11 protein-coding genes are annotated in these 12,539 nt (G+C 66.1%); 2 read left to right on the forward strand and 9 right to left on the reverse strand.

All coding sequences use genetic code 11. The features are described from left to right. Positions 1–2 precede the first annotated feature (2 nt). From C457_RS15065 to C457_RS15100, 8 genes are all read right to left on the reverse strand, one after another. Positions 3–992: a CARDB domain-containing protein gene (locus C457_RS15065; RefSeq protein WP_049913622.1), complete on the reverse strand. Its 990-nt coding sequence runs from the start codon at positions 990–992 to the stop codon at positions 3–5. Positions 993–1,334: 342 nt separating this feature from the next. Continuing rightward, positions 1,335–1,628 (reverse strand): hypothetical protein, encoded by a 294-nt coding sequence (locus C457_RS15070; protein WP_008095952.1) that lies wholly within the window; start codon positions 1,626–1,628, stop codon positions 1,335–1,337. Positions 1,629–1,883: 255 nt separating this feature from the next. Then, entirely contained in the window at positions 1,884–2,687 is an 804-nt protein-coding gene (locus C457_RS15075) for a DUF502 domain-containing protein (RefSeq protein WP_008095955.1), read from the reverse strand. Between the two features lie 258 nt (positions 2,688–2,945). Next, positions 2,946–3,146 carry a hypothetical protein gene (locus tag C457_RS15080; protein ID WP_008095956.1) on the reverse strand — a complete coding sequence of 67 codons (201 nt, stop codon included), beginning with the start codon at positions 3,144–3,146 and terminating at the stop codon, positions 2,946–2,948. A gap of 277 nt (positions 3,147–3,423) precedes the next feature. Continuing rightward, a complete protein-coding gene (locus C457_RS15085; RefSeq protein ID WP_008095959.1) occupies positions 3,424–4,029 on the reverse strand; it encodes a hypothetical protein in 606 nt (201 codons plus the stop codon). A 64-nt stretch (positions 4,030–4,093) separates the two neighbouring features. Further along, the gene (locus tag C457_RS15090) at positions 4,094–4,990 is read right to left on the reverse strand and encodes a hypothetical protein (protein ID WP_008095961.1); all 897 of its coding nucleotides are present in this window, start codon (positions 4,988–4,990) and stop codon (positions 4,094–4,096) included. Further along, positions 4,983–8,261 (reverse strand): 5'-nucleotidase C-terminal domain-containing protein, encoded by a 3,279-nt coding sequence (locus tag C457_RS15095; RefSeq protein WP_008095963.1) that lies wholly within the window; start codon positions 8,259–8,261, stop codon positions 4,983–4,985. The genes C457_RS15090 and C457_RS15095 overlap by 8 nt, the downstream gene beginning before the upstream one ends. A gap of 659 nt (positions 8,262–8,920) precedes the next feature. Beyond that, the gene (locus C457_RS15100) at positions 8,921–10,285 is read right to left on the reverse strand and encodes a hypothetical protein (RefSeq protein WP_008095964.1); all 1,365 of its coding nucleotides are present in this window, start codon (positions 10,283–10,285) and stop codon (positions 8,921–8,923) included. A gap of 190 nt (positions 10,286–10,475) precedes the next feature. On the opposite strand from C457_RS15100, the gene C457_RS15105 reads away from it, so the two are divergent. Next, positions 10,476–11,642, forward strand: coding sequence for a PAS domain-containing protein (locus tag C457_RS15105; protein ID WP_008095965.1), 1,167 nt, complete (start codon positions 10,476–10,478; stop codon positions 11,640–11,642). 98 nt (positions 11,643–11,740) lie between these two features. After that, complete coding sequence (locus tag C457_RS15110; RefSeq protein ID WP_008095966.1) at positions 11,741–11,923, forward strand: hypothetical protein; 183 nt, start codon at positions 11,741–11,743, stop codon at positions 11,921–11,923. 35 nt (positions 11,924–11,958) lie between these two features. On the opposite strand, the gene C457_RS15115 is transcribed toward C457_RS15110, so the two are convergent. Further along, entirely contained in the window at positions 11,959–12,351 is a 393-nt protein-coding gene (locus C457_RS15115; RefSeq protein WP_008095967.1) for a DoxX family membrane protein, read from the reverse strand. Positions 12,352–12,539 lie beyond the last annotated feature (188 nt).

A 12,539-nucleotide genomic window follows, 5' to 3' on the forward strand; every position in this document is an offset into this window, starting at 1 on the left:
AGTTACTGAGCCCGCAGACGCGCCGCACCGACGAGCGCGACCAGCGAGACGAGCGCCGACAACACGCCGAACCCTGGCGCTTGGCTCTCCGTCTCCGTCGGCGTCTCGGTCGTCACCGGGTCGGAGGTCGTGGTCGGCTCGGCGACCGTGACCGCCACAGACTCGCCGCCGACAGTGAGGTTGTACGTTCCCGCCTGCTCGAACACCGGGAGGAACACGACGGCCGACTCGTTGCCGGGTTCGAGGTCGGCGACGGTCTTCGTCGTTCGAACCGTGCCGTCGACCGTGAGGTTGACCGTCGCGTTCGTCGTCACGTCGCCGTCGTTCAGGACGGTCGCCGTGGCTTCGACGCTCTCGCCGGTTTCGACGTCGGTCGTCGCGACGGAGAAGTTCGTGACGGTCGTCGACGCCGTGTCGCCGTCGCCGCCGTCACCGGAGCCACCGCCGCTGTCGCTGTCGTCCCCGTCGTCCCCGTCGTCGCCGTCACCGCCGCCGCCCGACGACGAGGTTGTCACCTCGAGTTGTGCGGACTGTTCCTCACCGACCGTGTAGTCGTTGCCGTCCTCGTCGCCCAGCGCGTTGACCTCGGGCGTGACCGTGGTTTCGGCCGTGCTCGTCGCGTTCCCTTCGACAGTGACGGTGGCGACGACCACCTGGCCGGTCTGGTTCGTATCGAGCCCGTAGCCGGTGAGCGTCGCGGAACTGTTGTCACTCGCGTACGTCGTGGTGTTCGCCACCGTCTCGTGGCTGAACGCGACCTGCGTGATAGCCGCGGTGTCGTTGGCGACCGAGAACGTGATGTTGGCCGCGCCGACGCCGCCGGAGGCGTTCGTCACGACCACGTCGAACGTCGCCGCCTCGCCGTTCTCGACCGTCTGGCTCGTCGGATCGAGTGCGACGTCAGTCGACCCCGCCGCCGCAGTCACCCCCGGGGCGACGGCGACCGCGAGAATCAGCAACAAAAGGCAACTGTGTCGCGTTTTCAGTGTCATATCGTCCCCCCCAAGCGGGTGGACGCTGTCCAGACGACTCGCGTTGAACCGGGCGTGTTCGAAGAGCTCATGGTTGTTGTCGGTTTGTCCGTCGAACCATCACGGTTCACCCACGGCGTGGATTGATCGAACCCGCATCCCTGGGAGCGGTCGGCAGCAGCCCCTCACGCGTCGTACTGCCGTGAATCGCCGTGTGAACACGTGATTACTCCGACGTTCACGATATGACAAGAAGAATCAACCATGCTAATTGTTACGGTCGGTCGAAGGGTTGCCACCACCGTCTGTCGGTTCGAACTCGCGCTACTCAGCGGTCGCTGAACGGAGCGAGCGATTGCCGCGTCACGCGTGGACTGCGAGTCGCGCACCGACCTTGTCGACGACGTCGAACAGCGCTTCCGGGAGCGGTTCGTCGTCCGGGAGGCCGACCGTCTTCACGAGGTCAGAATCGACCGGCGCGAGTCTGGGCGAACGAGCGGTCTCCCAGCCGGTGACGACGACCGGTTGGGAATCGTCGACGCGTCGGGTAACGCGCGTGGCGACTCCGCCGCGGTAAGACGGTGGTGCGTGGAGACAGACGACGACTGTCGGGTCTTTCGACGCCGCGAGCCGGCGAAGCGCTTCGGTCTCCGTCACGTATCGGATTTCGACGTCGCTCCGCGGATGCCAGGCACGCTCTGGCGGTGGTCCGTAGACGAGAACCCGTGGTGGCGGTGCCATGAGCTATCACACCACACTTCGCAGAGCAGACATATAAACATTAGATACGCTGACAGATTTGGGGTGGGAGGCGAGCGGTCTGTCATCGGAACGGAAGGTGGCGTCGGGGACAACACACGCGGTCACCGCGGTGGACAGCCACCCGCCAACGGTCCCGGGAGAGACGCCCGGTCAGTCCCGGTTTTCTTTTCGCTCCCTCGTAATCATCGACTCGCGGATGTCCTGTAACCGCTCCGTGCCGCGGAGTTCGGACATGTTCACCCCGAGCGCGCCCGAATCCTCGTCGGTCGCGACGCCGCTCGTGAGGATGCTCCGGACGCCCTCCTCGACGGTCATGTCGATGTCGTACACGTCGTCGGCGGGGATGTAGGTGAGTAGGCCACCGGTGACGGGGTTCGGCGCGAGCGGGAGAAACATCGAGACCATCTCTTTATGGCCGGTCGACTGTTCGATGGTCGCCGGGGAACCGCCCGTCTGGAAGCCGAGCACGTACACGTCGTCGTCGAAACACTGGACGAGTTTCACGTCCTGGAACTCGTCGGCCCCCTCGTCGAGGACCACGTCGCCCATGCGGCGGAAGCTCTTGTACACCGTGCCGATACCCGGAATCGAGGAGATGACGAGGTCGAATACGCCGATGATTTTCTCGCCGTACTGGTTGCGGCCGACGGTCCCCACGACCGCGACGATGGCGAAGAGGACGAGCAGGGCGACCAGTTCGGTGAAGAAGTCGACGACGAACGAGTAGATACCGAGGTCGATGAGGAGCGTGATGAATTCGACGCTCTCGAAGCGGCTGATGATGCCCGCCCAACGAAGCAGGTCGATGAACGGTTCGAGGGCGTTTCTGACGAAGTCGATACCGACGCGCAGGACGTACAGCGTGATGACGATGGGGATCATGATCGCCACGCCCGTCAACAGCGTGTTGTACGCCCGTTCGTACAGGGATTGGCCGGTCTCTTTGGCGCTCACGGCGAGCGTTCCCGGCGAGCGCGGAGGGTCTGCGGAGGACACGGCGGGAGATTCATGTGGGCCGTGAAAATAGTGTCGGCAGTCGAACCGTCTGGATTTTCGAGACGCGCTGCGGCGGGGTCGCTCGCGAGTCGGGAGGCGACGGGCGAGTCGCGTAGAACGACGAAAACGGGGACCGAAGCGGGCCGGATGGATTCGCGGGAACCGTGAGCGACGACGGAAGCCGAGACGGTGGCCCGTGCCGTCCCGAAGGCGGGGTCAGGAGACGACTTCGAACCGACCGACCGAGAGGTCGACCGCGAGCTGCTCGCGCGGGTAGACGAACTCCTCGTCGTCGTACATCGTCCGGACGGTCTCGTCTTCGATTTCCACCACCGTCTGTTCCGTACACAGCGTCGAATGCCGGATGGTCGACCCCTCCGTGATCACGTGCGGGGCGACCTCGAGTGCTTGTGCCATCGTTTCACTAACGCACGGTTAACGATATAGTTCTTTCGACGTTTCGGAGATACGCTATTGAAATGTAGCTATATAGTGGTATTGTCGGGTTGATTGTTCACTTTTTCCTCCAGTCTCCTTCGAACTGGCCGAAGCGGTACCGACGAGACAGGAGCCGGGGGAGTCCGAGGCGAGGCCCGACGGAGCGTTTGACTCGCTCCCGAGTCGTTGGCGTCGCCACTCGTCGAGCTTCGCGTCGGTCAGCACGTCCCGGTCGTCGAGCCTCCCGCTCGGCGCGTCAGTCGCGCTCGAACGGGTCGCGCTCGGGGAGTTCGTCGTCGAGGACGGTCGCCGCGGCGTCGACGAACGCGTCGTGGGCCGACAGCGCCTCGCGGAGCGCCTCGTAGTAGGCAACGGTGTCGCCCGCGAGGAAGTGGGAGTCGACCCGCCAGAGCGTCCGCCCGGTGCCGAACTCGCCGGCGGGGAGGTCGTCGTGTTCGTCGCGCACCTCGTCGAGCGCCGTGACGAGTCGCTCGCGAAGCGACGCGTACGGGGAGTCCCCCGAGAAGTCGGCGTCGCCGTGGATGCCGTCTTCGAGGTGGAGTTCGAGGCGGAACTGTCCGCGCTGGAGGGCGCGCGGCGTCGGGTAGTGTTCGAAGTGGAGGTCGTACCCGTGGTCGCGGCCGCGCTCCCACGCCGTAGGCGTGACGCGGCCCCACGGCTTCCCCGAGTCGAGGGCGTGCCACGTGTGGGGACCCTCCGGAGGCGAGGCGCGGAGGTAGTCGGCCCACTCGTACTGGAGGACCTCACGAGCGAGCTTCGCTACGGCGTCGCGGGTCGCGTCGACCTGTAGCTCGTAGTCGAGATAGAAGCTCGTTTCGTCCGCGGTGTCCGGGCCGTTCATACCTCCCTGCTAGACGTCCACACGGATAAAGATTCGACACAGGCCCCCGAGGGCCCGCGTTCGCTCAGTCCTCGTGTCGCGCCCAGCGCGCGCCCCCGAGCAGGAGCGTCGCGATGGCGGCGACCGCGGGAGCGACGCCGAAACCGGGAACGCCGGTCGCCGTGGTCCGGCGCTCGGTCGTGGCCTCGGTCGCGGTTGCAGACTGCGTGTCTGTCGCGCTGGCGGTCGTCTCAGCGTCGTCAGTCGCGGTCGACGCGGTTGGCGTGGGTGACTGGGACGCCGACTCGGTTGTCGCGGGCTGGTCGGTCGCATTGTCCGACTCGTCGTCCGCGTCGGAATCGCCGTCCGGCCCGGAGTCCGAACCGCCGTCGGTGTCGTCGCCATCGTCGTCCGAGTCACCGGTGTTGTCGCCGGTGTCCCCACCACCGTCGGAACCCCCGCCGCCGGCCGACTCCGAGACGAAGAGGTCGAGTCCTGACGTGTCGGTGACGGTGTAGGAGTTCCCGACCTCGTCGCCGAGGGCAGTCACGGACACGTCGAGCGCGCCGTCGCCGGTGGCGTCGGCGGTCTCGACGGTGACGGTCGCGACGGCCACCGAACCAGTGTCGTCGGTATCGAGGCCGACGACGCGAACCGAGGCGACCGTGCGACTCTCGTCGTACGACACGTCTCGCAGTCGCGGGTCAGTGCCGTCGGGTGTGGCGACCTCGGCGATGCGACCGACGGACGCGTCGTCGAGTTCGACCGTCAGGTTGTACGCGCCGACGCCGGCGTCGACACTGTCGACGACGATGTCGAACGTCCGCGTCGAGTCGGGTTCGACGGTCGCCGCGTCGGTGTCGAAGCCGACGGTCGTGTCGGTCGCGGCGAGCGCGGGCGGCGCGACGGCGCTCAGACAGACGAGCGCCGCGAACGCCGCGAGTGCGGTCCGTCCGGTCCAGTTCGAGTTCGGCTTACACATTCGTCGAGGCGAACAGCCGCTGTACGTCGCCCACGTCGACGCGACCGTCGTCGTTGAGGTCGAACGCGGGGATGCTCGACTGGACCGGCTCGGCGTCGCGGTTCACGAACAGCGCTTGGGCGTCGACGACGTTCACGCTGCCGTCGCCGTTCACGTCCTCGAAGGTGCCGTCGCCGTCGTGGTCGGCCATTGTGCGGCCGTTGCCGGTGAGGTCACCGGGTTCGACGCTGACGGGGCGGTTGTCGATGTCCGACACCGCGTAGGCCGTGCCGTCGGGGTCGTAGGTCGCCGTCGGGGTCAGTTCGAGCGCCGTCGAGCCGCCGAGCGCGACGCCCTCGACCGTCACGGTCGCCAGAACCTGCGAGTCGTTTGCGTCGCCGTCGCCGGCGTCGATACCGGCGGCCTCGATGTGGACCGTACTCCCGTCGTCGCTGACGTTAACCGCCGAGAAACCGGGGTCCTCGGAGAACTGCACGTCCGTGATGCGGGCCACGCTCGAATCGCCGACCGCGAGGGACAGTTCGTACGCGCCGACGCCGCTGGCGGCGTCGCTCGCGGTGATGTCGAACGTCCGGGTGTCGCCGAGGGGGACGGACTGGCCGTCCGAGCCGACCGCGAGCGCGACGCCGTCGGCCGGTTCAGGCGTCGGGTCGGTCGTCGTCGCCTCGCCGTCGAGGTCGGCGTTCAGCACCGCCGAGTCGAAGTTCTCGTACTGGCTCGAATACGCGCTGTCGGTGTAGTCGACGTAGAGGTCGACGCCCGACCCCGCCGCGGTCACCGACGACCCGAAGGCGTCGAGGTCGCTCGTCGGCACGGTGACCGTGACGGTGCCGCTCGCGCCGTCGTAGGCGACGTTCGTCGTCTCGACGTAGCCGCCGCTTCGGCCGGCGAAGGCGGCGGTTCCGCTCACGCCAGTCACGCGCGAGGGCGCGGCGATGATAACCGTCGTCTGGCCGTCGTCGCTCGCCACGTCGACCGCGTCGGCGTCGACCGCCGCGTCGACTCGGCGCATCCGGTCGTCGGACTCGGTGTCGACTTCGGCGGCCGCGATGGTCGAGCGGTTCTGCAGGTAGCCGATGACCCCGTCGGCCATCGTCGTCTCGTTGGAGACCGACACGCGCGGTTTGTCGCCGAGCGGGTAGCCGCTGCCGCCGTCGGCGATGTAGGAGTTGGTCGCGAGCGTGTAGGTCGCCGAGTCGTTGACGGGTTCGCCGTCCACCGTCAGGTCGCGAATCGTCGCGTCGCCCTCGCCGGGCGACGAGCTATCGGTGTGGGGCACCCACTCGAAGGTGACGCCGCTCACCTGCTGTTGGGTCTGGGAGCCGTACTGGTTGTCCATCTCCAGCGGCGTGATTTGGCTCTTGACGACCTCGCGGAGTTCCGCGCCGGTCACCTCGACCACGACGATGTGGTTGCCGAACGAGAGCGTCGACGTGACCATCCCGCGGGTGATGTTGAACTCCTCGCCCGCAGCGTACTCGTTCGGGTAGAGCGTGTCGCGGATGCCGCCGGCGTTCGTCACGGCCACGTCTGCGCCGGTGTAGCCGCGGACGCCGTCGGTGACGAGGTGGCCCGTCGCGGAGTCGTCGGTGTAGCTGGAACCGACGCCCGTGTGCTCAGGCATGACCGCGGTCGCGAGCTTCGTATTGAGATAGTCCTCGCGGAGCGGGTTGATGTACGTCTGCCACGAGTCGTTGCGCGGCACGTCGGTCGTCACGTCGACGAGTTCGCCGGAGGCGTCGGTCACGCTCCCGTTGTCGACGGTCAGCTCCATCGTCATGATGGCGTTGGCCTTGCCGGTGGTCTCGCCGATGAGGACGCCGTTTGTCGTCTGCGGCGGGTAGCGCTGTTGGTCGTCGCCGGAGACGAGCGCGTCGATGCCGTCGACGTTCCGCGCGAGGTCCTTCGAGTCCGGGATGCCGACCGGGGCCAGCGCGACGACCACGTCCACGTCCTCCTCGTTTCGGAGCGTGTCGACGGTTCGCTGGGCGGCGGTCGTCGGGTCGACGACGGTGTAGCCGTTGCGCTCGATGACGCCGTCGGTCTTGGCGTTGATGGCCTCGTCGGTCAGGCCGAAGAAGCCGACTTTCACGCCGCCGCGCTCGACGACGGTGTAGTTCTGCGTCCCGGGGAGGTTCTCGCCGGTCCCCTCGTCGACGACGTTGGCGAGGAGCCACGGGTAGGTCGACTCGTTGGCGATGGCCTCGAAGACGGCGAAGTCGTTCGCCCCCGCGTCCTCGTCGTAGTCGAGTTCGTGGTTCTGGACGACCTCGGCGTCGGGGTCGATGAGGTTCATCGCCGTCACCGGCGGCTCGTAGCCGCGCTCCAGACCGTCGTAGTTGCGGAGGGCGTGGGGGCTGAGTTCGTCGCCGCCGCCGGCCACGAAGACGGGACCGGAGGCGTTCGCGCGCTCGCGGTTGATGAGCGTAATCATCCGGCCGAGTTTGTCGTCGCCGGAGCCGGCGGCCGCCTTGCCGATGTCGTTGAAGCCGACGAGCGTGATGGTCGTCGCGTTCGCGCCCGCGGTGTCGTTGCCGGCGTCGCCGCCGTTACCGCCGTCGTCGCCCGCGGGAGCGGTCAGATTCGTCACCGACGCGGGCTGAATCTTGTACTCCTCGAAGCTGTAGAACACCGGCCCTTCGACGGCGTCGGCGGTACCGCCGACCTCGCCGGGCGTGGTGTCGTCGCCGGTTGTCGCGTCGTCGATGGCGACCGGCCCGGAGCCGTCGGTGACGGCCCACTCGCCGTACTGGCCGGGGGTTTCCGTGACCTCGACGTCGCGCACGCTGACGAGAACGCCCTCGTAGGACTCTCGGGAGACGTTCGCCGTCGCGAGCGTGGTCGCCTCGGGAACCGCCCCGGTGCCGGTCGTCGACAGCGAGGCGCTGTCGTTGGCGAGGTCGAGTTGGGTCATCCCGTAGTACTCGGAGACGGGCGCGTCGACGCGCACCTCGTCGCCGGGGGTCGCATTCGACGACCCGCCCGCGTAGACGTAGACGGCGCTGTGGCGCACGTCGGCCGCGGAGGCGTTCTGCACGAAGAACCCGTCGGCGTTCGTCGCCGTCACCGTTCCGGCGACGCTGACGAACTGCCCCGCGTAGGCGGAGGCGTCGCCGTCGGTCGTGTTCGACTGGAGTTCGGTGATGGTCACGGCCGTCGGAGCGGACGCGTTCATCGCCGACTGGACGTTCGAGTCGAGTGCGCTCGCGTCCTCCCCAGCCGCGACGCCCGCCGCACCGGCGGGAAACGTCGCGGTCGTGAGTACTAACACCAGTAGCACCGTTACAGTACGACTGAGAACTGTCTGTGATGGTGTGTGCGGAGGCACATCAGTCCGCACCGAGGCGGGTGTGATAACCGCTGGTAAGTGTGTTATATAGGTGACAGAACTGCGATAGGGAGGTTCATACGATACGGAGCGATTCGTACTTCAGTCGGGTGGTTGTCGGGTCGGGTTCCGGGAGTTCACGAACAGAGGCGACCGGGAGACCGGTCGCCATGTCTTCAGTACGTACCAGTGGTAGGACGAATGGATATATTTAACACCATCGGCCAATTGCTTGCCAGTTGAGAACGGTTTCCACCTCCTCGGTTCGGTGGTCGACCCACCGAAGACCGTTCTCTCTTTCCCCCAAACGAAGCATACTATCGGTACTTCCAATTAGTACCTACTTTCCGAATCTATATCACCCTCTACCAAAACAACGTGTACGAGAACAGGAACGTCATCATCTGATGCTGGTGGCGTTGCCCTCGTTCTCGTTCCATCCTCCCCCACTCGGGGGACCCCACCACCCTTCGGCTACCTGTCCACCGAGACGCATCTGTCACCGAATCGATTCATCAGCGCTCAGACGCGGCTGTCGGGCACCTGCAACACAACATCCGTCGGGCCTCCCACGAAAGCGTCGAGAATCGTGACGAGTTGGGTTATGCTCCCTCTCCGCCGAGCGCGGCATGCACTCGCGTTCGAACGTCGTCGGGACTCGCCGCCGATTGGTCGCGCCGGGCCATCCGTCCGGTGACGAGGTCGAGAAGGTCGAGCGCGGCCAGCAACTCGCGAACGTCGGCGCGGTCGAGGCCGAGACGGCGTTCGACTTCGTACAGCGTCTTCGCACCCGCGACGGCGGCACACACGTCTTCGGTCGAACAGTCGAGCGAGGACACCGACGCGGGAAGCGGCGGGAGGTCAGTCGCGGTGGACGCGTCCTCGGCCGTCGTACTCGTCTCGTCGGTCTCCGTCGCGACCTGCTCCGTGTTCGTGGCCGGGTCCGTCTCAGAGTCAGACTGCGACTCCGACTTCGGGTTCGGCGCTGACTTCGGGTCCGGCTTCGATTCCGACACCGACTTCGATTCGTCGTTCGCGTCGGTCTCGGCGTCGTCCGGCGTGTCACGTTCGACCGCCGCGTCGTCGGTATCTTCAGTACCCACCTTGGGAGACTGGTCAGTCCCACTCGTGCTGTCCTCGTCAGAGACGCTCGGCTCCGGTTGCCGTGGCTCGTCGCCCGACCCGGTCGACTCGCCGTACGACTCCGGCTCGTGAATCCCGCGTTGAATCATCTGGTTGCGGACGGTCTGGGGAGTCACGTCGACGCCGAGCGCGTCGGTCATCTCCTTGAACGTCTCGCAGGTCTCGTACGCCTCCCGAAGCCGAACGGGGTCGTGGTGTGCGGGTACCGAGTCGGCGTCTGTCGCGGCGGTCGGGCTCGTCTCTGTCTTCGTACCGGTGTCCGCGTCCGTCTCCGTGTCCGGGCTCGTCTCTGTAGCCGTATTCGCGTCCGTCTCTGTATCCGCCTCGATGGGGTCGTCCGTCGATACGGATGTGGGTTGGTCGTCCTCCGACGGCTCGTCTCTCGCCGTCGGGACCGCGAACTCCATCGTCGGTGGCGACACGACCGATGCGACGGGGGCGCTACCCGTCGAGCCGCGCGCCCCGGAACCGTCGGCTCGAGCGACCGGCGCGTCCGCCGGTTCGGGGTCGCCGTCGGTGCCGGCGTGTTCAGCCGATACCGACTCCTGTCCGGCGTCTTCGGTCGCCGGGGGAGCGAGCGCCACGTCGAGTTCGAGTCGAAGTCGGCCGTCGGTCATCGACGCCGCCGGCGACGACACGGAGAGTCGGTCCGGGTCGACCGCGCACGCTGACGCGAGGTCGTACTCGACGGTGACCGAAGCCGTTGTGCCGTTTTCGCTCGGCTCGTCCCCGCTGGTCAGTTCCAGCCCGTGAATCTCTCCCGTCGTCTCCGAAAACTGTTCGAGAACCGCCGTGAGTTCTCGCACGTTTCTAACCACTTCCATATGAGGATGTCAACTCCGTCACATGGCATATAATTTATTGCCGCCAACATCATCTAGTAATATATATTCTATACAGATTCCTGTTCTCTTGGTCCCTCGTGGTGAGCGACCGGGACGGTCCGCGGCGCGCGGTCGCCGAGTGCGACTATCGCCTAGCTGTTTTTTCACTCTGAGGCAACAGTACGTCCGTATGGACGTGTCCCTGCTCCACGACATCGCGCCGTTCAGCACGGAACAACGCGCGATGCGAATCCTGTTGGTCGACGATAACGAGTCGATGGTGGAGCTGTCCGCGACCTTTCTCGAACGCGAACTCGACGACGTCGAGACGGAGACGTACACCGACCCGGTGTCGGCGCTCGACGAACTCACTGACGGCGCGTACGACTGCGTCGTGAGCGACTACGACATGCCGGTGATGGATGGGCTCGAACTGCTCACGGCGGCGCGCGAGCGGGGTATCGAGATACCCTTCGCCCTCTTCACCGGCAAGGGAAGCGAGGAAATCGCGAGTCGCGCCATCTCCGCCGGCGTCGACGAGTACCTCCAGAAGGGCGGCCCCGAGGAGTATCCCGTGTTGGCGAACAAGGTGTCGAATCTCGTCGAGAAACACCGCGCCGAGACGCACATGCGACGCGGCTTTCTCGCCATCGAGTCGGCCGAAGAGGGCATCGGCATCATCGACGGAGACGGCGTCTATCAGTACCTGAACGAGGCGTATGCCGCGCTCTACAACCGCAACCGGGCCGAACTCATCGGCGAACACTGGGACGTCCTCTACCCGGACGACGAGGCGCGGCGCTTCCACGAGGAAATCCTCCCGCAACTCGAAGCCGAAGGGTCGTGGCGGGGCATTTCGACCGGCGTCACCAAAACCGGCGAGCTGGTCCCCGAGCGACTCGTGCTGACGCGGATGGACGACGGGGGACACGTCTGTATCGTCCAGGAACTCACCGAGGTCGATGCGTTGCGGGCGGAAGTCGAGCTGAAAGACCGAGTGCTCGACGCCGTCGGCGTCGCAATCGTCGTCATCGACCCGTCGAAGCCCGACAACCCTGTCGTCTACTGCAACGAGGCGTTCGAGGCGCTTACGGGCTACGACGCCGCGGCGGTCGAGGGTCGCAACTACCGGTCCCTCTACGGCCCCGAGACGGACCCGGAGACGGTTGCCGACATTCGCGCCGCCGTCGACGCCGGCGAGCCGATTTCGACCGATATTCGCAGCTACGGCGCCGGCGGCGAGCCCTTCTGGGCCCACCTCGATATCCGCCCGATTCGGGACGACGACGGCGCGCTCGAATGCTTCGTCGGCTTCTACCGTGCGGCCGACCGTGACGGCGACGCGGACTCGGCCTGACGTAGTGGTCGGTTGCGGTCGACAGCGATATACTGGAAACGGTGGGGTGTCTCGAAGGCGGGGAAGAACTACAACTGCGGCGGTCGTCACCAGGTGCCGTGTCCGCTCACTATCGACTCTATCAGGTCCTCGGTCTCTCCGCACTCCTCTTCGCAGTGTACTACTGGTGGCTCGACGACTCGCCGCTCATCGCGGCCGGCTGGACCGTCCTCGGGCTGTGGTATCTGTACGCGCTCAAGGGGGGAGTCGACCAAATTGACGATGATGCCGTCGATACGTGACTGCAGAAAAGCGAGAGCTGTGTATCGGTCTGCCGTTACTCGTTCGACGCGCGCTTGAAGAACGCGACCGCCGCGCCGAACAGCGTCAGGTTCTGGAGGAACGACGTGAGTTCCTCGTCGCGGGCGTCGTCGTCGACGGCCCAGAAGTCGTGCATCGTCGGCGTGACGCCGGCGAAGAACGCCGCGACGCTCGCGGCGGCGAGTCTGGGCAGCTTCCAGAGGCCGATGCCGATACTCCCGCCGAGGAGCAGGCCGCTCGCGGCGGGGACGAGTCGGTCCGCCTCCGGGACGCCTTTCGCCTCCGCGTAGGCGATGCGGCCGTCGAGGTCGGTCAGGTTGCGAATCGCGAGGACGGCGAGACCGCTCGCGAAGAGGGCGCGGGCGAGCCGCGATGGCGTGCTGCGTTCAGATTCGTCGGGAACTGTCATCACGTTTTGAAAATAGTGTTCTAATTATAAGCGCTGTGTTTACAAACTGGCCAGTACGTTTTAGTATTCGAGGCGGACCGTCCCCGAATTGACGTTCCCCCGAATCTGGTTCGTGTATTCAGACACGAGGTCCGACATCGCGAACGCACACGGCTGGCAGGTGGACGTGACCGACGGTACTGACGGCG

It is taken from the genome of Haloferax prahovense DSM 18310 (assembly GCF_000336815.1).
GTDB classification, from domain to species: Archaea; Halobacteriota; Halobacteria; order Halobacteriales; family Haloferacaceae; genus Haloferax; species Haloferax prahovense.

Coding starts and splice junctions, on each gene's coding strand:
- C457_RS15115 (WP_008095967.1), bottom strand. CDS start 12,351: ATGACAGTTCCCGACGAATCTGAACGCAGCACGCCATCGCGGCTCGCC.
- C457_RS15065 (WP_049913622.1), bottom strand. CDS start 992: ATGACACTGAAAACGCGACACAGTTGCCTTTTGTTGCTGATTCTCGCG.
- C457_RS15085 (WP_008095959.1), bottom strand. CDS start 4,029: ATGAACGGCCCGGACACCGCGGACGAAACGAGCTTCTATCTCGACTAC.
- C457_RS15100 (WP_008095964.1), bottom strand. CDS start 10,285: ATGGAAGTGGTTAGAAACGTGCGAGAACTCACGGCGGTTCTCGAACAG.
- C457_RS15105 (WP_008095965.1), top strand. CDS start 10,476: ATGGACGTGTCCCTGCTCCACGACATCGCGCCGTTCAGCACGGAACAA.
- C457_RS15090 (WP_008095961.1), bottom strand. CDS start 4,990: ATGTGTAAGCCGAACTCGAACTGGACCGGACGGACCGCACTCGCGGCG.
- C457_RS15080 (WP_008095956.1), bottom strand. CDS start 3,146: ATGGCACAAGCACTCGAGGTCGCCCCGCACGTGATCACGGAGGGGTCG.